This is a genomic window from Nonomuraea sp. NPDC050786, from assembly GCF_040654115.1.
In the GTDB taxonomy this organism is placed as follows: Bacteria; Actinomycetota; Actinomycetes; order Streptosporangiales; family Streptosporangiaceae; genus Nonomuraea.
The window spans coordinates 647,274-666,320 of record NZ_JBFAHJ010000002.1 but is presented as its reverse complement, the minus strand read 5'-3'; the positions used below and the strand labels follow the sequence as shown (position 1 = coordinate 666,320).

Genomic DNA, 19,047 nt, shown 5'->3' with positions numbered 1-19,047 from the left:
TGAAGCCCGGACAGCTGTTGCTCAGCCTTGCTTCGAGTGTGAACCCCCCCCCCCCCCGATGAGCAGCCGGGCTTTTGGCTCTGCTTCGGCTGCCGAGAGAGGGGCCAGGGGGACAAGAGCGAGGCCAACAGCCACGCCAGGACGTGTCACGCCCGCTGATGACCGCTGTCGTTGCGGCTCCCCGTCCAGCCGCTTCCCCTGGGGCTGGACGGGGAGCCGGAGCAGCCAGCTCCATCCAGCGAAAGGAACGAGCGGCATGAGGTACGCCGGACACATCAACTACAAGATCGGCCCGAACCCGAACGGTCACGGATGGCTGGCCCAGTTCAAGTGTCCGGCCGCAGGGTGCGGCGCGGACGGGACGTTGGCGGGCGACAACGAGCTCGGCCCGTTCGACGGGTCGTGCAGTCGTGGCCACGAGGTCTACGTCCCTTACGTGGTCAAGACCTCCAACAACTAGCCCCCACCCTTCAACGACTCACCTGAGAGGAAACCCCCGTGAAGGACGAGATCAAGTACAAGACCGCTGGCGGCAACACCCTCACCTGGAAACGGGACCCGTACGGCGACCGCAGGGACGACCCCTGGGGAAGCTACGAATGCGGCGGATGCGGCAGGACCCACAACACCTATCTCTCGCTCGCCGATAAGCACGCCCGAGAGTGTCGGGCGCTGTGAACCGCGAGAACCACGCCCGCCAGCCGCTCGACGTCCTCAATGAGCATGCCGACAACGACCCGTTCATGGACAAGGCCGCATACCTCGCCCGCGAGGCCAAGATCGTCGCGAAGTACCGCTGACGTTGCGGGTGCCCGCCCGGCCCGATGGTCGGGCGGGTGCCCGGAGCATCAGCTCCCCGGCGTACGGCCGGTCACCTACCCCAAGGGAGTCCCCGCCGTGATGCAGCCCGTCAAGAGCGTTGGCCGCTTCCTGCCGACGCTGATCCTCATCGTCATCGTCTTCTACATCTTCACCGACCCGCAGGGCGCCGCCGTGGCACTCAAGGCGGCCATTTCGGCGGCCATGACGGGCGCGCAGCAGATGGCGGAGTTCCTGCGCGCCGCGAGCAAGTGAAACCCCGCACCGTCCGAGGGGCGGCCTGATCCACCGCGACATCAGCCGCCCCTTCTCTCTTCTCGAAGGAGTGCCACCCTCATGGTTCATCGCCGACACCCCGCCCATCCCGCGCTGCTGCCGCCTGACCGGCTGGCCGCGGCATGGGGCACCTCACCGGAGGTGCTGCCGCCTGTCGAGTGCGCCTACGACCCCGAGCTGCACACCGGCCCGCGCGACGTTATCGAGTCCGTTGAGCAGCGCGCCGCCCGTGAGGACGTGGCGCGTGAGGTCTGCGCCGCCTGCCCGGCCCGCGCCTGGTGCGGCCAGTACGCCGCCACGATGCGCCCGACGTTCGGTGTCTGGGCCGGTCGCACCGCTCGCGAGATCGCCCTCGACACCCGCACCCACGCCGTGACCATCGCTTCCTGACTCAAGGAGGCGAACAGATCAGGAGGTTCCCATGGTGAACACCGTTCTTCTCCTGCTGTGGCCGTGGCTGGCGTTCGCGGCGGCCATCGCGCTCGGCTCGTTGTGGTGGCGGCGCTGATGTCCCGCATCCGCGCTGCCTTCTGGGATCCGGCCGGCGACCGATACGGCATCCCTACCTACCCGTGGCGGATGGCTCCCTCCCACCTGCTCACCTTGCGCCAGCTCACCACCGCGGGATTGCGGCCCGGCGGGCAGGGCGTGCAGGCGCAAGTGCTGTGGCGCTCGCGCCGCTACCGCGCCCGCGGCGGAGTGCGCGCCGCCTACCTGTACGACGTGCGTTTCGCCCTCCCGAAGCGCGCCCCGACCGCCGCTCAGCGTGCCGCGCTGGCCAAGGCTAACGCCGCCCGCCGCACGTGCCCGGTGTGCGAGCGCGATGTCGGCTACGTGCTGCCGCGCCACCTCGGAACCTGCCTCGACTGCGCCACGAAGGTAGCCGACGCAGCCTGATCAACCCCCGTTTGGGCGGCCATCCCCTGATCCGCCCTGCCCACCATCATCGTTTGGAGACAAGCTATGACCACCGCCATTCCGACCCCCGCGCCGGGAGGGGACGACGACATTTCCCGCGTCCTGGCCGAGATCGAACAGCACCTGTTGGAGCCGACGCCGCCGCACCCGCCGCCCGCCACCCTCGACACCACCGACGACGACACCGAGGGCGACACCGCGCAGGAGGCGGTGGGGCTGGGCGAGACCAAGCGTGTGCGGCGGTTGCGCGCCGAGGTTGCCGAGGCCCGCGCCCTGGCAGCGCTCCAGGACGACGACACGCCGATGCTGCTGGACACCCCAAGGGTGCGCCAGCGCCGCAAGAAGGCCCACGAGGCCGCCCGGCTGCACTTGCTGGGACAGGACCCTGCCATGCGCGCCTGGCAGGCCGCCCGGATGCGGCGCCTGCTGGTCGGCGCCGCGATGCTGGCCCTGACGCTGGCGCTGGCCTGGTCCACCGCTGGCGTGCAGCACTTCGCCGCCGAAGGCGCCGAAGCGTGGTCGCCTGGCTGGATCTTCGCGTGGCTGGTCGAGCCGTTCATGTCGATCGCTCTGCTGGTCGTCGTCGGCGCCCGCGCCTACCTCGGCACCCGCGGACAGCCGCTCAACGATCGCAAGCTGATCCGGATCGAGTACCTGTTCCTCGGGCTGACGCTCGGCATGAACGCCTGGCCGTACCTGCCGTGGGCTCTGCCGGACGGTACCGACTTCCCGCTGTCGCGGCTGGTGCTGCACGTGCTGGGGCCGATCGTGGCCGTGGCCGTCGTCACCGCCCTGCCGATCATCCTGGCCGCCTTCTCCCAACTGGACCACACCGGATCCGGCGGAGGGCTTACCGGCCTTACGTACAGCGCCAACGCCGGTGATCGGGTAAGGCGAACCGCCGCCGAGGTGGCCCCGCTGATCGAACGCGCGCAACTGCTCATCGCCGCCGGCACCCTGCCCGCCGCCCCGAGCGCCTACAAGATTCAGCGCGCGCTGCGGTGCGGCATGGACGACGCCCGCGCCGTCCGTGACGCCCTCGCCGAGGAGGCCGCGTGATGACCCGCCGGCCTACCTTCACCGCGCACATGCGCAGGGTGCGACCTCATCCGCCAAGAGTCCGGTCGCACCCTGCCACCCCGCCCGCTGCAACGCACACGAGGTGATCTCATCATGACCTATGACCCGTTCAACCCCGCCAACCAGCCCGACCCGCCGCCCGCCGACCCCAGCGGGGAAGGAGCGGGCGCGGACATCGTCCACCTGGACGCCGCCCGCGCCGGCCGCCACCCGACCGCGCCCGCGCAGCGCCCGGACGACGACCCCGACCCGACCAGCCCGGCCCCCGCCGCCACGGGTCTCGACCCGCGACCGGCCGCCTATGACACCTCCTACGAGGTCGAACTAGACGAGCCGCCGGACGACGACGCCGACGCCGAAGCGCCGCCGGTGGACCTGCCGGAACCCGCCCTGCTGGAATCACCGGAGGGCGACAAGCGCCGCCCGATCATCCCGACCAGCCTGCGGCGGCACAACCTGACCGCCACCGCCCGTAGGACGGCAGGTCAGGTGGCGTACGTGGCCGGCTTCCACGCCGTGCGCGCCCCCTGGTATGCCGCTCAAGCGCTGTGGTGGGCGCCTGTCGGCCTGCTCCGACTGGCCGGCCGTCAACTGCGCTGGTGGTGGGTCAACGAGCAATACACGCTGTTGCAGCAAGCCGCCAGCGACAACGACCCGGCGATGTGGCTCAAGCTGCACAAGGAGGGCAAGGCCACCCGCCGCTGGCGCGGCCTGGCCCTGTTCTTCCAAGTCATCGCCCTGATCGTCGCCATCCTCGTGGCCGTGGGCGCCGACTTGGCGCCGCTCTGGTGGGCCGGTATCGCCGCGATGCTGGTGCCGGTGCTGGCCCGCTACGGTCGCCCGGTTGGACGGCAGATCATCCCGACCGCCGTCGTGGCCCGCCGCTACCGGCTGCTCAACAGCGATGTCGTGCTGCGCGCCTACTATGCCGCCGGGCTGGGGCACCCCGACAAGCCGAATCAGCAGGTCAAGTTCGGCTCCCGGATGTCGCGTGACGCCGCGGGGACCGGCAGCGAGGTGGTGGTGGACTTGCCGTACGGCAAGACGTTCGAGGATGCGGTCAAGGCGCGCGGCGCCATCGCCTCCGGCCTGGACGTCACCGTGCAGCAGGTCTACCTGACCCGCGACCACACCTCCAACCGGCGTCATCTGCTGTTCGTGGCCGACCGCGACCCGCTCGCGATCCCGGCCGGCAAGACGCCGCTGCTGGACGGCAAGCCGCGCAACATCTGGCAGCCCGCACCGTTCGGGCTGGACGAACGTGGCCGCAAGGTCACGCTGCTGCTGCTGTGGATCTCGATCCTGGTCGGCGCGCAGCCGCGCAAGGGCAAGACGTTCGCCGCCCGGCTGCTGGCCCTGTACGCGGCCATGGACCCGTACGTAAGGCTTACCGTGGTGGACGGCAAGGACAGCCCGGACTGGCGCAAGTTCGCCCTGGTGGCGCACCGCATCATCTTCGGCACCATGCCCAACCGCGACGGCGACCCGGTAGAGATGCTGCTGGACGCCCTGCGTGAGATCAAGGCCCACATTCAGCAGGTCAACCAGTTCCTGTCCACCCTGCCCGTCTCGGAGTGCCCGGACGGCAAGCTGACGGAGGAACTGTCGCGCAAGTACCCCAACCTGCGCGTGTGGGTGCTGGTGATGGAGGAGTTCCAGGTCTACTACGAGCTGGACGACCAGGAGAAGAACAAGGAGATCGCCTCCCTGCTCAGCTTCATCATGGCGGTTGGCCCGTCCGCCGGGGTCATCATCATCTCCAGCAGTCAGAAGCCGTCCGGCGTGGGTGCCGGTGACGTGCAGCGGCTGTTCAGCCGCTACCGCGACAACCACGCCGTACGGTTCGCGCTCAAGTGCGGCAACCGCCCGGTCTCCGAGGCCATTCTCGGCGGGGACGCCTACGCCGAAGGGTTCGACGCCTCCTCGCTGCCGGTCGGCAAGCAGTACCGGGGCGTCGGCTACCTGTACGGGGCCTCGGACGATACCCCGACCGTGCGCACCTACCTGGCCGATGCCGAAGACGCCGAGAAGATCCTGACCACCGCCCGCACGTTGCGCGAGCGCGCGGGGACGCTGACTGGCTACGCCGCTGGTCAGACCATGGTCCGCGACGTGCGGGACGTGCTGGCCGACGCGCTGACGGTTTTCGAGGGCAGCGAGACCGGCCTGCCGTGGACGTTCCTCGCGTCCCGGCTGGCCGAGCGCATCCCCGAGCACTACGCCGACCTGACCGCCGATGCCATCTCCGCGCAGCTGCGCGCGCTCGCTGTGCCGAGCGTCGACATCAAGCGGGACGGCAAGGCGCTCAAGGGAGCCAAGAAGGCCGCCATCGCCGCCGCCATCAAACGGCGGGAGAGCAGCGCCGGATAGCCCGGCCACGGCCCCGGCGAACCCGCCCCGGAGGGGGTTCGCCGGGTCGCGGAACCCGCGCGACCGGTCGCGGCTGCGCGACCCGCCCCGCGACCCGCCAAATACCGCCTGACCAGCCCGAATATCCGCAGGTCGCGGGTAGCGGGCTCACCTTTCCACGCCCGAAAACCGGTCCGGGAGGCATTCCATGACCCACCTGGCCGCGACCGCGACCACCACCACCGCGACCCTGACCGCCACCATACCGACGCCACCCACACTGCCCGGCTTGCTGATCGCCACGGGCCTGCCCATGCTGTGGCTGCTGGGCTACGCCGCCGCTTGCGCCGCCACCCCCTTCGCCCGCTGCCCCCGCTGCAAAGGACACGGCAAGACCCTCAAGCCCAACGGCCACGTCAAGCGCTGGTGCCGCCACTGCGACGGCACCGGGCTACGCCTGCGCCTGGGCCGACGCCTCTTCAACTACCTGCGCCGGCTCTACCGCGACAGCACTCGCTGATCTCGGGGAGCGCGCCTCTCACTCCTCCAGCATCCCGAGCCCGGACACCTGCCCGTCCCGGACATCGGCCAGCGCCTGCACGTACCCGGTCTCGACCGCGCGCTGCACGATGTTGGCGATCGGCTCGGGCATGTCCATCCAGCCGCCCCACGCCGAGCACAGATTCGCGGTCGCCTCCCGAGCCTGCCGCGCGTCGCTCGCGTCGTCCCGCGGACCACCGCGCAGCACGTTCACGGACCACTCCCACGCTGCCAGGTCATCGCTGGTGTAGCTCTCCTCCGCCATACCCGCGACAGTACGCGCCGCCTCCCCGGTCGTCACCGTCTCACCGCACCAGGCATGCGCACACCCGACACGCCCCGGCCCCCACCGACCCACAGAGGAGGCCCATCGCATGAACCCCTGGACCATCCACCCCGCCACCTGCGAAAGCTGCGGCACCCCCGGCGGCGAACTCCTCGACCGCCACGCCCACCCCGACCTGAACGTCATCGCCGAGACCTACCAGTGCCGCGAGTGCGGCGACCGCTGGAACGTCTGGCAGTAGCACCCGACACCCACAGCACAACCCACGCCGGAGGAGACACCTGTCATGACCGCCACACCAAGCCTGGCTCACCACGTCGCCGTACTGATCGCCTGGCTGGATGCCCACAACCCCCGCACCGACCACGAGATCGCCACGCGAATCATGAAGATCGGCGAGGAGTTCGGCGAGGTGGTGTCCGCCTACATCGGCATGACCGGCCAGAACCCGCGCAAGGGCATCACCGCCACCCGCGATGACCTCACCTCCGAACTGTGTGACGTCATCGTCACCGCCGCCGTCGCCCTGGCCAGCGTCGCCGGCGACGCCGAGCAAGCCGAACAGCTCATCAACGCCCACCTGTCCGCGCGCTTCGCCCGCCTGCTCACCCGCATCCACCACACCCCGCACGCCCAGCTCACGGCCTAAGCGAGGCAGACCCGCCATGACCGACCACATGCCCGAAGAACCCGAGGAGGAAGGCCCGGACATGATCGAGCCACGCAAGAACAAGCCCGTCCCCGCTCACCGCAAGTCCTGGAAGAGCTTCGTGGAGGGCTACGACGTCTACTGCGCCAGCTCCTGGCGCAAGGTCGGCTCCCTGGGCGAGTGGGTGTGCGGCTACTGCCAGCAGAAGACCACCGACCCGCTGTCGCCCCGCCAGCACGAGACCCTCGCCGACTGCACCAAGTGTGGCCGGACCAACCGCATCAGCCTCTAACCCTCCGCCACCAGGCACCACACCATGTTCTGAAGGGAAAGACCTGTCATGTCCGGTGAGACCACGATCACCATCATCGGCAACCTGACCGCCGACCCCGAACTGCGCTACACCCAGACCGGCGCCGCCGTGGCTGGCTTCACCATCGCCTCCAGCCCGCGCGTCTACAACAAGAGCATCGAACAGTGGGAGGACGGCGAGCCGCTGTTCATGCGCTGCTCAGCCTGGCGCGACCTCGGCGAACACGTCACCGAATCCCTCATCCGCGGCACCCGCGTCATCGCCACCGGCAGGTTGCGGCAGCGCACCTACGAGACCAGCGACGGCGACAAGCGCACGGTCATGGAGCTGACCGTGGATGAGATCGGCCCCTCGCTGCGGTTCGCCACCGCCAAGCCCAACAAGGCATCCCGCGGCGCGCACAACGGCCACGATGGCGCGCCCGCCGACCCCTGGGCCAGCACCGCCAACGCCGGCGCATCCAGCCAGTGGGCGGACAGCGACGAACCGCCGTTCTAAGCCAAGCCTGACAGCCTCGGCGCGCACCACCGCGGCGCCGAGGCTGGCACCCCCGCACGCCAGCGAACCGCACCATCCCATCTTTCGACAGAGGATCACGCATGCAAGATGACGATTGGGCAACGCCCGGTGCGTCACCGTGGAGGAGTCGGCAGGGTGGTGCGCCATGACGACCCAACCTGCTCCTGATTTGCGCAGCCTCGCGCCGGGCGTCCTGGCCGCGCTGGGGTGGCAGGGCTGCCAGGTGGTCACGGCGCGGGCGCTCAGCACGCCGCGCGTGGTGCTGTGCGAGCTGGACGAGCGCGAGCACGCCAGACGGCAGGAATCCGGATTGCCGCCCACAGCCGACGCCCTGTTGCTGCGGTGTCGGGTAGCCGTCGATCCTGCCTTTCTGGAACGACCATCACCAGTACGTATTCGCGGCGCTGTCGCTGCACGAGCCTCCTGGCGGTCCGCGCGGGCGAACCTGGCGGAGTTCGGCGCTTTCGGCGCCCGCGTCGCGGTCTTGCCCGCTAGGGTCGCACGCCAGGATGCGGTGCGTGCCGAGGCCATATATCACGGGTTTGGCCTGGTGACCGTTGAAAAGCCCCATGAGGTGATCCAGTCGCCTGACACATACGTCAGTACCAAGCGGACATGGGTCCACCGGCTTGTAGAGGAAATCGTCTACGACGCCGTGCTGTCCCGAAAGCCGCTCAGCGCTGGGACCTGGGCAGCCATGCGTTCATGAACCGGGGTGGCTCCCAAATGAGGTGATACTCATCCTCGATCCACTGGTACCAGCCCAGCGCGCCATCGATCGCGCTTGCCCACGAGGCCGGAGAGGTGACCTGCTGCTGTAAGTCGTCCAAGACGCTCGCGTTGTGCGCGGCCAGGCTGACGTCGGCACAGGTAGCGAACCGGTCCATAGTGCGATTCCCGCACTCGGCACAGGCGCACCGCCACAGATCTTCGACCAAGTCGTCATGCTGCTGGGTGTGCGCCCAGCCTTCCAGGATGCGTTCGACTCTCATGAAGCTCAACAGCCGGGGCACGATCGCGTACTTGGTGGGCAGTGTCCCGTAGGGAGGCCCTGGACGGTCGGCGGGGTACAGGTGCCGCAGCGAGGAAGTAACACCGACCGCGACCCAGGCGGCACCGTGAGCGAGCGCGCCGATCCCGGACAGGTCCGTACACAGCAAGCTCACCGCCGGGCGTGCCTGCTCCAGCAGGTGTTTCAATCCGCGCACCGCCCACTGGGTGGCGAGCGGGTCAGCGGTGTGCTCCAAGACCAGCGCGACCGGCACCCGATGCTGGTTGATCTCGCCGATCAGATGCTTGACCTCATCGTCGGCCAGCCAGGAGGCACTTAACGGCAGCACAGCAGTCACCTCGGTGCCAGCACGCACCGTCTGTTCCAGAATGGCCACCAGCGCGGAACGATCCGCCCGGCCCACATAGCCGGAGTCGGTCAGCACCACCGGCAGCCTCATCTGCCGCTGCGTCTGAATCCAGGACTGGGTGAACAACGTCGTGCCTGAGGGACGCTTCGCCCCGGCGTAGCGGCGGCGATCGACCATGACCGGTCGCTGCGCAAGCTCCTCTTTGTGGAGCGAGACGGCGCTCAGCGCTTGCCCGCCGCTGACCACGATACCGGCGCCGTAGTCAGCGCCGAGGTACCAGAACTCCTCAGCACGGTTCGCCGGAATCTGCACCAGCAGCCGATTGGCCAGTGGAGACCGGTCGGGATCACCGCTTTCGGAACGTTCGCTGGCCTGGATGGCATCCATCGCGCTCTGGCCCCTCCACCCTCGCCGAAGAAGGGAAACAGCTCGATCTCTTTCGACGGTGACCGCCACCCGCCCGCCCGTCAAGTAGCCCTCCGATTACAGGAGAAGCCCCATGCTCGAACCCAGCGGGTCCAAGCCGATCCCCCTCTGATCGTCCAGGAGACAGTGATGCGGTGCTTGGACCTCACCGAGTGTCACGTCCTGGAAAAGCCGTGCGCGCGGTGTGGTCACCAATGCGCCGTCCACACCGGAGGGGCCAAACCCGGCGGCTGGGCCATCTATGAGCCCACCTGGGCCAACGCCCTCGGATGGTGCATGACTCCCGGCTGCACCTGCCCCCGGCGCCGAGGACAGCTCGGCGTGCCATGGCTCGACCAGCTCACGGCAATCGACAACCCCACCTACCCGATGACAAGGAGCATTCCATGCTGACCTTGATGGACTGGTTCTGCGGAGCCGGTGGTTCGTCGCAGGGCGCCCACGCCGTTCCCGGCGTGCAGGTCACCCGGGCGGCCAACCACTGGGAGATGGCCATTGCCTCACACTCCGCGAACTTCCCCTCGACCGACCACTACCAGGGCGACATCCGGACCGCACCCGTGGAGCGCTGGCCGGTGGCGGACCTGTTCTGGGCCTCCCCGGAATGCCCGAAGTGGAGCCGCGCCCGCGGCAAACGCCGCGACTTCCACAACACCCGCCAGGGCGAGCTGTTCGATCTGGAGGGGACCGGCCGCTCGGAGGAAGACGAGCGCTCCCGCGCCCTGATGGAAGAGGTTCCGCTCTACCTGGAAGGCGTAGCCGCACGGGGCGGGCGGGTGCTGGCCGGTGTGGTCGAGAACGTCATCGACTGCCGCGCATGGGACCAGTGGGACGCCTGGCTGAACCGCCTGCATCTCCTGGGCTACCGCACGCGCGTGATCGCGCTGAACTCCATGCACGCCCGGCCGGTCCGCACCATCGCCGCGCCGCAATCGCGGGATCGGCTGTATGTGGCCTACTGGCACAGCTGCCTTGGCCGCGCCCCGGACTTCGACAAGTGGCTTCGCCCCACCGCCTGGTGCCGGACCTGCGAGCGGCAGGTCAGCGCGATGCAGGTGTTCAAGCGTCCCGGCGCGGACATGGGCCGCTACCGCCAGCAATACCTCTACCGCTGCCCCCGCTCGACCTGCCGCAACCAGGTCGTGGAACCCAGCGTGCTCCCTGCGGCGGCGGCGATCGACTGGAGCGTTCCCGGCAAGCGCATCGGTGAGCGTGCCGAACCGCTGGCCGAGGCGACCATGGAACGCATTGCCGCCGGGATCTCCCGCTACTGGGCACCGATTCTCGCGCCCGCCGGCGGCACCTGGCGCAACGACGCCAGCCCCGTCACCGAGCCGATGCCGACACGAACGACAAGGGAGAACGACGGCATAGCCGTGCCGCCCCTGCTGATCCCCGTGGAGGGGCGCGACGGCAAGAGCGCCGCCCGAGCCAGCGAGCCCATGCGCACCCAGACCGCCCGCAACGAAACCGGCCTGGCCTTCCCGCCCTTCATCGCCGAACTTCGCGGCGGAGGCTCGGAAGCCCGACCGGTGAGCGACGCACTGGCCACCGTCACCGCTTCGGGCAACCATCACGGCCTGGTCACCGCCCCACCGGGCACGGGCACACTGCTGGTGCCCTACTACGGCAACGGCGCGGCCCGGCCCGCCGACCAGCCGGTGGGCGCCCTGTCCACCCGGGACCGCTACGCCATCGCCTCCGCTTCTGAAGAGCGCGCGCCGGTGGATATAGCCGACGTGCTGTTCCGCATGCTCGAACCCGCCGAGATCGGCCGCGCCATGGCCTTCAACACGGGCTACACCGTGCTCGGGAACAAGCGCCAGCGCGTACGCCAGTACGGCAACGCCGTCACACCCCCCGTCGCCTAAGTCATCATCTCCTCTTTGGTCGAGTGCATCACCGGCGCGGAGCTGGAACGCGCGGCATAACCATCATCGACCTCCGGGACGCGCCGCGAACGACTCACCACCTGACCCCCCAACTGGTGGCTCTACCGGCCACCGACCAGGCCACCAGTTGGGGGACGATCCCGCCCGATCAAGCCCGTGACCCGCGCGAACGAAAGGCGCGATCAATGAACGACCTGCTCACCGCCGCCATCGGCGCCGCCCGGCGTGGCTGGCACGTCTTCCCGCTCACTCCCGGCGGGAAATACCCTGCCCGAGGCTTCACCCGCTGGGAGCGCAACGCCACCACCGACCCCGACCGGCTGGCGGCTTGGTGGCACCGTGCGCCCTTCAACGTCGGCATCGCTTGCGGCCCCTCCAACCTGCTGGTCATCGACCTGGACCTCCCCAAAGCGGGCGAGCAACCGCCTACCGCATGCGTGGCACGTGGCCTGGCCACCGGAGAGCACGTTTTCCGCCATCTGTGCGCCGAACACAGCCAGCCCTACCCCGACGACACCTTCACCGTGCGCACCCGCTGCGGCGGCACCCACCTGTACTTCACCGCCCCGCCTGGCCTGGACTTGGGCAACACCACCGGCCGGCGCGGCAAGGGCCTGGGCTGGCTCATCGACACCCGCGCCCGCGGCGGCTACGTCGTCGCACCCGGCAGCCACGTGGCCGCCCGCGACGGCACCGGCCCCTACACCGTCACCCGCGACCGGCCGCCCGCCCCGCTGCCCGACTGGCTGACCGCCGCACTCAACCCACCGCCACCGCCGCCGCCCGCCGCAACAACGTCGGTCGCAGAGGTGCTGGCCGACCTGCCCGCCCGTCGCCTGTCGGCCTACGGCCACGCGGCCCTGACCGGCGAAGTCGAGCGGGTGGCCACAGCCCCGGACGGAGGCCGCAACCGCGCCCTGAACCTGGCCGCCTGGAAACTCGGCAAGCTCATCGCCCGCGGCGCGCTACCGCGCGACCTGGTCGAACACGCCCTGCAAGCCGCCGCCGAGACCGCCAACCGCCACAGCCGCGACCCCCGACCGCCCCACACGCTGGCCGCCGTCATCGGCTACGGCATCGACGCCGGCATACGCGCCGCATGAAACCCGTCACACCGTCTCGACCCAACCAGGGAGACACCCATGAGCCAACGTCACCCACCCGCCGGCGCCGCCCTACTCGACCAACTCCGCGCCGCCCTGACCCGGTACGTCATCCTGCCCAGCGCCGAGGCCGCCGACGCGGTCACGCTGTGGATCGCCGCCACCCACGCACAACCCGCCTGGCCCCACGCCCCGCGCCTGGTCATCCGCGGCCCCGAAAAGCGGTGCGGCAAGTCCCGACTCCTCGACATCGTGGAGGCCACCTGCCATGAGCCGTTCATCACCGTCAACTCCACACCCGCCGCCGTCTACCGCTCCATCACCGCCGACCCGCCGACCCTGCTGGTCGATGAGGCCGACACCATCTTCGGCCCCAAAGCAGACGGCAACGAAGACCTGCGTGGCCTGCTCAATGCCGGACACCAGCGCAACCGGCCAGCCAAACGCTACGACGCCAACGCCAACCGCGTGGAATCCATCCCCACCTTCGCCATGGCCGCTCTCGCCGGAATCGGCGCCATGCCCGACACGATCGAAGACCGCGCCGTGGTCATCCGCATGCGCCGCCGCGGCCCCGGCGAGAAAGCCGCACCCTACCGGCATCGCCGCGACCGCGAGCCGCTACGCGCCAAGCTCGCCACAGCACTCAGCACGTGGCTCCGCGCCGACCTGAACATTCTGGAGGAGGCCGAACCTGCCATGCCGGTGGAAGACCGCGCCGCCGACACCTGGGAACCTCTGGTCATCGTCGCCGACCACGCCGGCGACTCCTGGCCCGACCGCGCCCGCGCCGCCGCGGTCACGCTCACCGCGCAGGCCGACGACAACGGCCGGCCCTCCCCGGGACTGCGCCTGCTCACCGACTGCCGCACCGCGTTCGGCACCGACACCGCCATCCCGACCGCCGTCTTGCTGGAACGGCTCAAGGCTAACCCGGAAGGAGGCTGGAACGAGCACGGCCCAACCGGGCTGACCGCGATGAAGCTCGGCACCATGCTGCGCGAGTACGACATCCGATCCGACACCATCCGCTTCCCCAAACCGGTTGGACAGGTCAAGGGCTACCACCGAGCGGATTTCGCCGATGCGTGGGCGCGCTACTGCCCCGCTGGCGAGCCCTCACAGGGCGGCGACGATCAAGCGCGCGAGACCGTCGAAAACGGCGATGTCGTGCCCTTTGCCAGGGGGAGCCGTACCAGCCGTACCAGCCTCGATTCCGCAGGTCAAAGCGGTACGGCTTACAACCCTGGTACGGCTTAAGCCGTACCACCAAAAAAGCCGTACCGGCCCTGACCAGCAAAAACGAGCCTGGTACGGCTGGTACGGCTACCCCCCTCAAAACCGGCCCTTGCGCCCTCCAAACCGCCCTCGGCGACCGCCACCAACACGACGCCGAGGCCACCCGCTCCGCTCCGACCACACGCCCGGAAGGAACGCGCCCGATGGCCACTGCCACCATCACCCGCCTACCCGCGATGCTCACCGTCCCCGAGATCTGCACCGAACTCCAGATCTCCCGATCCACCTTCTACGACTGGCGACAGAAGGGCAGCGCCCCGCGCTGCATCCACCTGCCCAACGGCTCGCTGCGTGTTCGCCGCGCCGACCTGGAAAGTTGGCTCAACGCCCGAGAGGACGCCGCTTGATGAAGAACACCACCTACAAGGTGCGCGTCTACAAGACCGAGATCCGCAAGAACGCCACTGGCAAGGTCACCTCGTACCGAGTCGAATGGGTTACTGCTGGTAAACGCTGGAAGAAGACATTCCAAAGGAGCGCGCAGGCGGACAGTTACCGAAGCAACCTCCTCACCGCAGCCCGCGAGGGTGAGCCCTTCAGTCTGATCACCGGCGAGCCCGTGACGTGGAGCCGCACCGAACGCCCCGACATGACCTGGTACGAGTTCGCTTGCAAGTTCGCCGACTTCAAATGGAAAGCCGCCTCGGCGAAATACCGGCAAGACATCGCCCGCGCCCTCACATCAGCGACACCCGCCATGCTCACAAGTGGCACGGGCAAGCCCGCCGACCTCGACCTACGTACGGCCATGCGCCGATGGGCGTTCAACAGCAAGCAGAGAGACGAGGCACCGGAGGAAATGGCGGAGGTGCTGGCGTGGCTGGCCAAGCACACCAGGCCGGTCTCCGATCTCGCCGAGGCTGTCACCATCCGCGCCGTGCTCGACACGGCAACCTCGCGCCTGAACGGCAAGCCCGCCGCCACGAGCACGATTCGCCGCCACAAGACCATCCTTCAGAACGCGCTGGATTACGCCGTAGAGCTGAAGCTCTTGGACGCCAATCCGATCAAGTCGCTCAAATGGAAGCCACCCAAAGTCACCTACGAAGTGGACAGACGCAGCGTGGTCAACCCCACGCAGGCGCGCCGCCTACTCGCCGAGGTGGAAGCACAGAAACCCAGCGGAAAACGGCTCGTGGCCTTCTTCGGCGCGATGTACTACGCCGCCCTCCGGCCAGAGGAAGCTGTCAACCTCAGAGAGGAGAACATCATCATTCCCGAGCTGGTCAAGAACGCCGAGACGGGACAGATGGAAGAACCCGCCAACGACTGGGGAGAACTGCACTTCGCGAGCGCGGCGCCGTTCGCCGGCCGCGAATGGACCGACGACGGCAACCTGCGCGAGGAACGCGCCCTCAAGCACCGCAGCGAGGGAGTGATACGCATTGTCCCCTGCCCGCCACCGCTCACCAAGCTGTTCCGCGCCCACTTCGCCGAGTTCGCCCCCGGCCCCGGGGAACGCCTCTTTACCGGCATACGCGCCAGCGAATTGCCCTACATCACCTACCGGCGCGTGTGGATCAAAGCGCGCGAGAACGCTCTCACCGACAAGGAGGTACGGTCCCCATTGGCCAAACGGCCCTACGACCTGCGCCACGCCTGCGTCTCGACATGGCTCAACGCCGGCGTACCCGCCACGCAGGTAGCGGAGTGGGCAGGTCACAGCGTGGATGTCCTCCTCAGGATCTACGCCAAGTGCATCGTTGGCCAGGATGAGGCCGCCAAGCGCCGCATCGCCGACGCGCTCAACGAGCACGACGACGGCTCATGATCCGGAACACTCCCGGAACCGTGGGGAGACATTGGGGAGAGACACCCGCAATCGATCGGCGAGAGCCGTAGACAGCCGGACATGAAGAACCCCCGCCCCCGCGCAACGGTGCAGGTCAGGCGGGGGTTCGGGCTGGTCGAAGAGAGTAGGGCGGGTGGGACTTGAACCCACGACCCACGGATTATGAGTCCGATGCTCTGACCGGCTGAGCTACCGCCCCTGGATTCAGTTGTGTGCCGTGCGGCGGGACGTCCGAAGGATCGTGCCGTGCCCCCGCGCATGCTAAGGCTAGAGCATCGGATCCGGTCGCCGTCCCCGCCGACATCATTCCATGCTCCGCAACCTTGTTGGAGCCTGACTCGATCATATTCGCAGCGAGACTTGCCGCGGCGCGGGTGAGGAGGGTCCGGGGTAGCGTCTGGGCGTGGCCGTGAAGCTGGTGTACGAGACGCATTCGATCACCGTGGACAACGAGACGGGCATCGCCACCGGGTGGTTGCCTGGTGAGCTGTCCGCGCGCGGGCGGGCCGAGGCGGCGAAGCTGGGGGCGCGGCGGCAGGAGGTGGATGTCGTGTACGCCTCCGACTTGCGGCGGGCCGTGGAGACGGCGGAGATCGCCTTCGCGGGGAGCGGCAAGGAGATCAGGCTCGATCGGCGGCTCAGGGAATGCGACTACGGGATCTACAACGGGCGGCCGGTCAGCGAGGTGGCGGCGCTGCGGAGCAGGCACATCGATACGCCGTGGCCGGGCGGGCAGAGCTATCGGCAGGTCGTGGCGGAGATGGCGGGGTTTCTGCGCGATGTGATGGAGGAGTGGCAGGGGCGGGAGGTGCTGCTGGTGTCGCACTCCGCCAATCGGTGGGCGCTGCAGCATCTGCTGGACGGGGCTGCCCTGGAGGAGCTGGTTGACGCGCCGTTCGACTGGCGGCCGGGGTGGGAGTACACCCTGGCGTGAGGAGAGGCGAGGGGGTCGGGGAGGTGCGCCTCCCCGGAGCCGGGTGGAGCCGGTGGCGGGGGTGGTCGGATGGTGGGGGTGGTGAGGGTCAGGGGGCGGTGCCATGGCCCGGGTTCCGTACCAGCCAGTCCGAGTAGATCGGGCTCCGGCGTACCGCGTCCCTGTGGACCTGTTTAGCCTGGGCCACCACCCAGGCGGCGTCGGGTGCGGTGGGGTGGCGGCCGAGGAGCTGGCGCCAGTGCAGCGGCGCCCCCGCGAGCGGCACCATGACGAGGCCGGGGGCGGGCTGGTGGGTGGCCTGGCAGAGCACCACCGCGCGGCCGACCTGGGCGAGGTGCGTGCAGGTGGGTACGTCGGTCTCGTAGATCGTGCCGGGTGTGAAGCCGGCACGCGCGCACGCCGTCGCGAAGCAGTCGGCGAAGCAGCCGTCGCCCGGTGTCACCGCCCAGTGCTCGCCGGCGAGGCTGGCCAGCTCCACCTCCTTCTCCTGCGCGGCCGGATGGTCCGCGCCGACCAGGCAGAAGACGGGGTCGAGGGCGATCGACTCCCATACGAGGGCGCCGGCGGGGGTGCCGGAGTCGCCGCAGGCGCCGGTCAGCACGTAGTCGAGGCGGCCGAGCTCGACCATGCCGGTCAGCTCGTGCGTGGACCAGGAGGTGTACGTGCTGACCGCGCGTTCCCTGGCCAGCCGGTCGACCAGGCCGCCCAGGATGGGGCCGTTGGTCGCGCCGATGCGGTAGCCGGGTGAGGAGGGGGAGGCGGCGAAACGTACGGCTTCCTCCTGTAGCTCCTGGGCCGCGGGGAGCAGCACTCGTGCCCTGGAAAGCACGAGTTCGCCCAGCCTGGTGGGTCTCGCGCCGTGCCGGTCGCGCTCGAAAAGGGTGCCGCCGAGTCCCCTCTCGATGCGCTTGAGCTGGGCGGTCAGGGCCGGCTGCGCCAGCCCGAGCAGGGACGCGGCCTTGCTCACACTTCCCGCGTCCGCGACCGCGCGGACGATCCTGAGGTGCCTGAGCTCGAGGTCCATAAGGGGACCGTAAGGCGGCGATCTCTTCCAAACAATGCCCATATGTCAGGAAATGTGACAGATATTGTCGAGGGCGCAGGGGTAGGGGAAGCCCATGACGACGATGGGAATAGACGCCGCCCAGCTCAGCGACGAGGATCTGCTCCGCGAGCTGCGGCAACTGCACACCACCCGGAGCGACACGTTCTTCCACGGATCGGACGACGCTCTGGCGGTCCACACGTCACGCATGAACGAGCTGGAGGCGGAGTACCTCCGTCGCTACCCGGATCGCGAGGTCGATCCGGGCCGGTTGAGAGAGGGGGCGAGGCAGCGCTCATGACTCACGATGTGCAGGCTCTGTCCGATGTCGACATCCACGTGTACGAGGCGGTGGCGTCCCAGGCGGTCGAGCACGGAGAGGCCAGCCTGGCAGGGCTCGTACGGGCGTCCGGGCTGACCGAGGAACAGGTGCGCGAGTGCATCGCGCACCTGATCGAGCACGGGTACGTGCTGCCCAGGGGAGACGGGTACGCCCTGGGGGCCCACACGTTCGAGGTGGAGTACTGAACGTGCTGAGGGTACGGAGGGCTAGCCCGCGACCGACAGGACGAGCTTGCCGGTGAAGTCGCCGCCCTCCATGACCGCGTGCGCCTTGGCGGCGTCGGCCAGCGGGAACACCTGGTCCACGTGCGCGACCAGCCGGCCGTCCGCCGCCAGCGCGGCGATCTTCGCCAGCGCCGTGTGATCCGGCTCCACGCTGAACAGCCCGTATCGCCTCCCGGCCCGGTCATACGCGGCCCGGTCCTCGGGTGAGATGCCCGAGCCGGCGATGTACGTGCCGCCGGGGCGCAGCACGCGCAGCGAGCGGAGCGGGTAGTTCTGTCCCTTGCCCATCAGGCCGACCATGTCCAGCACGATGTCGATCTCCGAGAGGACCTCGCTGAAGTCAGTGCTCGTGTGGTCGATCACCTCGTCGGCCCCCAGCCCGCGGACGAAGTCGCGCTTCGAGGCCCGCGTGGTGCCAATCACGTACGCGCCGCGCGACTTGGCGAGCTGCACGGCCAGGTGCCCGACGCCGCCGGCGGCCGCGTGGACGAGCACCCGCTGCCCCGGCGAGATCTCGACAATGTCCGAGAACGCCTGCCACGCGGTCAAAGCCGGCATGGGCAGCGCGGCGGCCTGGACATGATCGATCCCGGCGGGCTTGCGCGCGAGGTGCCGCGGTCTGGCCACCACGTACTCGGCGTACGCGGCGGCGTAGTAGGGGAAGTTCACCATCCCGAAGACCTCGTCGCCCGGCTTGAAGCGGGCGACGTACTCGCCGGCCTCCTCCACGATCCCCGACACGTCCCAGCCGGGGATCAGCGGGAGATCGACGTAGTGCGGCGGGAACGGCGCGCGCCGCACCTTCCAGTCCGGCGGGTTGACGCCCGCGGCGCGCACCCTGATCAGCACCTCGTGCCGCTCCAGCACCGGCCGCGGCAC

Annotated in this window: 26 protein-coding genes and 1 tRNA gene; 22 read left to right on the top strand and 5 right to left on the bottom strand. The window is 69.2% G+C overall.

Annotated elements, in window-relative coordinates; translation table 11 throughout:
• Positions 1-256: 256 nt before the first annotated feature.
• The 9 genes from AB0H84_RS07540 to AB0H84_RS07500 all read left to right on the top strand — a co-directional run bounded on the left by AB0H84_RS07540 (position 257) and on the right by AB0H84_RS07500 (position 5,962).
• Complete coding sequence (locus AB0H84_RS07540; protein ID WP_357599601.1) at positions 257-460, top strand: hypothetical protein; 204 nt, start codon at positions 257-259, stop codon at positions 458-460.
• A gap of 38 nt (positions 461-498) precedes the next feature.
• The gene (locus tag AB0H84_RS07535; RefSeq protein ID WP_357599598.1) at positions 499-678 is read left to right on the top strand and encodes a hypothetical protein; all 180 of its coding nucleotides are present in this window, start codon (positions 499-501) and stop codon (positions 676-678) included.
• On the top strand, positions 675-800 hold the full coding sequence (locus AB0H84_RS07530; RefSeq protein ID WP_357599596.1) for a hypothetical protein: 126 nt from the start codon (positions 675-677) through the stop codon (positions 798-800). The genes AB0H84_RS07535 and AB0H84_RS07530 overlap by 4 nt, the downstream gene beginning before the upstream one ends.
• Positions 801-897: 97 nt before the next feature.
• Positions 898-1,074, top strand: coding sequence for a hypothetical protein (locus AB0H84_RS07525; protein ID WP_357599593.1), 177 nt, complete (start codon positions 898-900; stop codon positions 1,072-1,074).
• Between the two features lie 81 nt (positions 1,075-1,155).
• Positions 1,156-1,485: a WhiB family transcriptional regulator gene (locus tag AB0H84_RS07520; protein WP_357599590.1), complete on the top strand. Its 330-nt coding sequence runs from the start codon at positions 1,156-1,158 to the stop codon at positions 1,483-1,485.
• 117 nt (positions 1,486-1,602) lie between these two features.
• Positions 1,603-1,992, top strand: coding sequence for an RRQRL motif-containing zinc-binding protein (locus AB0H84_RS07515; protein ID WP_357599587.1), 390 nt, complete (start codon positions 1,603-1,605; stop codon positions 1,990-1,992).
• 66 nt (positions 1,993-2,058) lie between these two features.
• Positions 2,059-3,072, top strand: coding sequence for a hypothetical protein (locus AB0H84_RS07510; RefSeq protein WP_357599584.1), 1,014 nt, complete (start codon positions 2,059-2,061; stop codon positions 3,070-3,072).
• A 114-nt stretch (positions 3,073-3,186) separates the two neighbouring features.
• On the top strand, positions 3,187-5,463 hold the full coding sequence (locus AB0H84_RS07505; RefSeq protein ID WP_357599581.1) for a hypothetical protein: 2,277 nt from the start codon (positions 3,187-3,189) through the stop codon (positions 5,461-5,463).
• 187 nt (positions 5,464-5,650) lie between these two features.
• Positions 5,651-5,962 carry a hypothetical protein gene (locus AB0H84_RS07500; protein WP_357599578.1) on the top strand — a complete coding sequence of 104 codons (312 nt, stop codon included), beginning with the start codon at positions 5,651-5,653 and terminating at the stop codon, positions 5,960-5,962.
• Between the two features lie 18 nt (positions 5,963-5,980).
• Here the strand turns inward: AB0H84_RS07500 and AB0H84_RS07495 are convergent, their stop codons facing one another.
• The gene (locus tag AB0H84_RS07495; protein ID WP_357599575.1) at positions 5,981-6,247 is read right to left on the bottom strand and encodes a hypothetical protein; all 267 of its coding nucleotides are present in this window, start codon (positions 6,245-6,247) and stop codon (positions 5,981-5,983) included.
• A 109-nt stretch (positions 6,248-6,356) separates the two neighbouring features.
• Between AB0H84_RS07495 and AB0H84_RS07490 the strand changes: the two genes are divergently transcribed.
• The 5 genes from AB0H84_RS07490 (at position 6,357) to AB0H84_RS07470 (ending at position 8,458) form a co-directional block, all read left to right on the top strand.
• Complete coding sequence (locus AB0H84_RS07490) at positions 6,357-6,509, top strand: hypothetical protein (RefSeq protein ID WP_357599572.1); 153 nt, start codon at positions 6,357-6,359, stop codon at positions 6,507-6,509.
• A 45-nt stretch (positions 6,510-6,554) separates the two neighbouring features.
• On the top strand, positions 6,555-6,917 hold the full coding sequence (locus AB0H84_RS07485; protein ID WP_357599570.1) for a MazG-like family protein: 363 nt from the start codon (positions 6,555-6,557) through the stop codon (positions 6,915-6,917).
• A gap of 16 nt (positions 6,918-6,933) precedes the next feature.
• Complete coding sequence (locus AB0H84_RS07480; protein WP_357599567.1) at positions 6,934-7,209, top strand: hypothetical protein; 276 nt, start codon at positions 6,934-6,936, stop codon at positions 7,207-7,209.
• Positions 7,210-7,257: 48 nt separating this feature from the next.
• A complete protein-coding gene (locus AB0H84_RS07475; protein ID WP_357599564.1) occupies positions 7,258-7,728 on the top strand; it encodes a single-stranded DNA-binding protein in 471 nt (156 codons plus the stop codon).
• Positions 7,729-7,894: 166 nt separating this feature from the next.
• Positions 7,895-8,458 carry a hypothetical protein gene (locus AB0H84_RS07470; protein WP_357599561.1) on the top strand — a complete coding sequence of 188 codons (564 nt, stop codon included), beginning with the start codon at positions 7,895-7,897 and terminating at the stop codon, positions 8,456-8,458.
• Here the strand turns inward: AB0H84_RS07470 and AB0H84_RS07465 are convergent.
• Positions 8,424-9,497 (bottom strand): hypothetical protein, encoded by a 1,074-nt coding sequence (locus tag AB0H84_RS07465; RefSeq protein ID WP_357599558.1) that lies wholly within the window; start codon positions 9,495-9,497, stop codon positions 8,424-8,426. The genes AB0H84_RS07470 and AB0H84_RS07465 overlap by 35 nt on opposite strands.
• 425 nt (positions 9,498-9,922) lie before the next feature.
• Between AB0H84_RS07465 and AB0H84_RS07460 the strand changes: the two genes are divergently transcribed.
• From AB0H84_RS07460 to AB0H84_RS07440, 5 genes are all read left to right on the top strand, one after another.
• The gene (locus AB0H84_RS07460; protein WP_357599555.1) at positions 9,923-11,407 is read left to right on the top strand and encodes a DNA cytosine methyltransferase; all 1,485 of its coding nucleotides are present in this window, start codon (positions 9,923-9,925) and stop codon (positions 11,405-11,407) included.
• Positions 11,408-11,613: 206 nt separating this feature from the next.
• The gene (locus tag AB0H84_RS07455; RefSeq protein ID WP_357599552.1) at positions 11,614-12,531 is read left to right on the top strand and encodes a bifunctional DNA primase/polymerase; all 918 of its coding nucleotides are present in this window, start codon (positions 11,614-11,616) and stop codon (positions 12,529-12,531) included.
• A 39-nt stretch (positions 12,532-12,570) separates the two neighbouring features.
• Entirely contained in the window at positions 12,571-13,791 is a 1,221-nt protein-coding gene (locus AB0H84_RS07450; RefSeq protein WP_357599549.1) for a DUF3631 domain-containing protein, read from the top strand.
• A gap of 182 nt (positions 13,792-13,973) precedes the next feature.
• The gene (locus AB0H84_RS07445; protein WP_357599546.1) at positions 13,974-14,177 is read left to right on the top strand and encodes a helix-turn-helix domain-containing protein; all 204 of its coding nucleotides are present in this window, start codon (positions 13,974-13,976) and stop codon (positions 14,175-14,177) included.
• Positions 14,177-15,601, top strand: coding sequence for an integrase (locus AB0H84_RS07440; protein WP_357599543.1), 1,425 nt, complete (start codon positions 14,177-14,179; stop codon positions 15,599-15,601). Before AB0H84_RS07445 ends, AB0H84_RS07440 begins: the two co-directional genes overlap by 1 nt.
• A 146-nt stretch (positions 15,602-15,747) precedes the next feature.
• Here the strand turns inward: AB0H84_RS07440 and AB0H84_RS07435 are convergent.
• Positions 15,748-15,821 (bottom strand) — tRNA-Ile (locus tag AB0H84_RS07435).
• Between the two features lie 204 nt (positions 15,822-16,025).
• On the opposite strand from AB0H84_RS07435, the gene AB0H84_RS07430 reads away from it, so the two are divergent.
• Positions 16,026-16,556, top strand: a complete 531-nt coding sequence (locus AB0H84_RS07430) for a histidine phosphatase family protein (RefSeq protein WP_357599540.1) — start codon at positions 16,026-16,028, stop codon at positions 16,554-16,556.
• 88 nt (positions 16,557-16,644) lie between these two features.
• On the opposite strand, the gene AB0H84_RS07425 is transcribed toward AB0H84_RS07430, so the two are convergent.
• Entirely contained in the window at positions 16,645-17,580 is a 936-nt protein-coding gene (locus AB0H84_RS07425; protein WP_357599537.1) for a LysR family transcriptional regulator, read from the bottom strand.
• Between the two features lie 94 nt (positions 17,581-17,674).
• Between AB0H84_RS07425 and AB0H84_RS07420 the strand changes: the two genes are divergently transcribed.
• Together AB0H84_RS07420 and AB0H84_RS07415 are read left to right on the top strand one after the other, a co-directional pair.
• Complete coding sequence (locus tag AB0H84_RS07420; protein ID WP_357599533.1) at positions 17,675-17,902, top strand: DUF6158 family protein; 228 nt, start codon at positions 17,675-17,677, stop codon at positions 17,900-17,902.
• Positions 17,899-18,129, top strand: coding sequence for a hypothetical protein (locus AB0H84_RS07415; RefSeq protein WP_357599530.1), 231 nt, complete (start codon positions 17,899-17,901; stop codon positions 18,127-18,129). Before AB0H84_RS07420 ends, AB0H84_RS07415 begins: the two co-directional genes overlap by 4 nt.
• A gap of 21 nt (positions 18,130-18,150) precedes the next feature.
• On the opposite strand, the gene AB0H84_RS07410 is transcribed toward AB0H84_RS07415, so the two are convergent.
• A complete protein-coding gene (locus AB0H84_RS07410; RefSeq protein WP_357599527.1) occupies positions 18,151-19,035 on the bottom strand; it encodes an NADP-dependent oxidoreductase in 885 nt (294 codons plus the stop codon).
• Between the last annotated feature and the right edge of the window lie 12 nt (positions 19,036-19,047).

Bases quoted from the DNA above. Each gene is read 5' to 3' on its own strand.
- AB0H84_RS07540 (WP_357599601.1), top strand. From the start codon at position 257: ATGAGGTACGCCGGACACATCAACTACAAGATCGGCCCGAACCCGAAC.
- AB0H84_RS07520 (WP_357599590.1), top strand. From the start codon at position 1,156: ATGGTTCATCGCCGACACCCCGCCCATCCCGCGCTGCTGCCGCCTGAC.
- AB0H84_RS07515 (WP_357599587.1), top strand. From the start codon at position 1,603: ATGTCCCGCATCCGCGCTGCCTTCTGGGATCCGGCCGGCGACCGATAC.
- AB0H84_RS07510 (WP_357599584.1), top strand. From the start codon at position 2,059: ATGACCACCGCCATTCCGACCCCCGCGCCGGGAGGGGACGACGACATT.
- AB0H84_RS07505 (WP_357599581.1), top strand. From the start codon at position 3,187: ATGACCTATGACCCGTTCAACCCCGCCAACCAGCCCGACCCGCCGCCC.
- AB0H84_RS07500 (WP_357599578.1), top strand. From the start codon at position 5,651: ATGACCCACCTGGCCGCGACCGCGACCACCACCACCGCGACCCTGACC.
- AB0H84_RS07495 (WP_357599575.1), bottom strand. From the start codon at position 6,247: ATGGCGGAGGAGAGCTACACCAGCGATGACCTGGCAGCGTGGGAGTGG.
- AB0H84_RS07490 (WP_357599572.1), top strand. From the start codon at position 6,357: ATGAACCCCTGGACCATCCACCCCGCCACCTGCGAAAGCTGCGGCACC.
- AB0H84_RS07485 (WP_357599570.1), top strand. From the start codon at position 6,555: ATGACCGCCACACCAAGCCTGGCTCACCACGTCGCCGTACTGATCGCC.
- AB0H84_RS07480 (WP_357599567.1), top strand. From the start codon at position 6,934: ATGACCGACCACATGCCCGAAGAACCCGAGGAGGAAGGCCCGGACATG.
- AB0H84_RS07475 (WP_357599564.1), top strand. From the start codon at position 7,258: ATGTCCGGTGAGACCACGATCACCATCATCGGCAACCTGACCGCCGAC.
- AB0H84_RS07470 (WP_357599561.1), top strand. From the start codon at position 7,895: ATGACGACCCAACCTGCTCCTGATTTGCGCAGCCTCGCGCCGGGCGTC.
- AB0H84_RS07465 (WP_357599558.1), bottom strand. From the start codon at position 9,497: ATGGATGCCATCCAGGCCAGCGAACGTTCCGAAAGCGGTGATCCCGAC.
- AB0H84_RS07460 (WP_357599555.1), top strand. From the start codon at position 9,923: ATGCTGACCTTGATGGACTGGTTCTGCGGAGCCGGTGGTTCGTCGCAG.
- AB0H84_RS07455 (WP_357599552.1), top strand. From the start codon at position 11,614: ATGAACGACCTGCTCACCGCCGCCATCGGCGCCGCCCGGCGTGGCTGG.
- AB0H84_RS07450 (WP_357599549.1), top strand. From the start codon at position 12,571: ATGAGCCAACGTCACCCACCCGCCGGCGCCGCCCTACTCGACCAACTC.
- AB0H84_RS07445 (WP_357599546.1), top strand. From the start codon at position 13,974: ATGGCCACTGCCACCATCACCCGCCTACCCGCGATGCTCACCGTCCCC.
- AB0H84_RS07440 (WP_357599543.1), top strand. From the start codon at position 14,177: ATGAAGAACACCACCTACAAGGTGCGCGTCTACAAGACCGAGATCCGC.
- AB0H84_RS07425 (WP_357599537.1), bottom strand. From the start codon at position 17,580: ATGGACCTCGAGCTCAGGCACCTCAGGATCGTCCGCGCGGTCGCGGAC.
- AB0H84_RS07420 (WP_357599533.1), top strand. From the start codon at position 17,675: ATGACGACGATGGGAATAGACGCCGCCCAGCTCAGCGACGAGGATCTG.
- AB0H84_RS07415 (WP_357599530.1), top strand. From the start codon at position 17,899: ATGACTCACGATGTGCAGGCTCTGTCCGATGTCGACATCCACGTGTAC.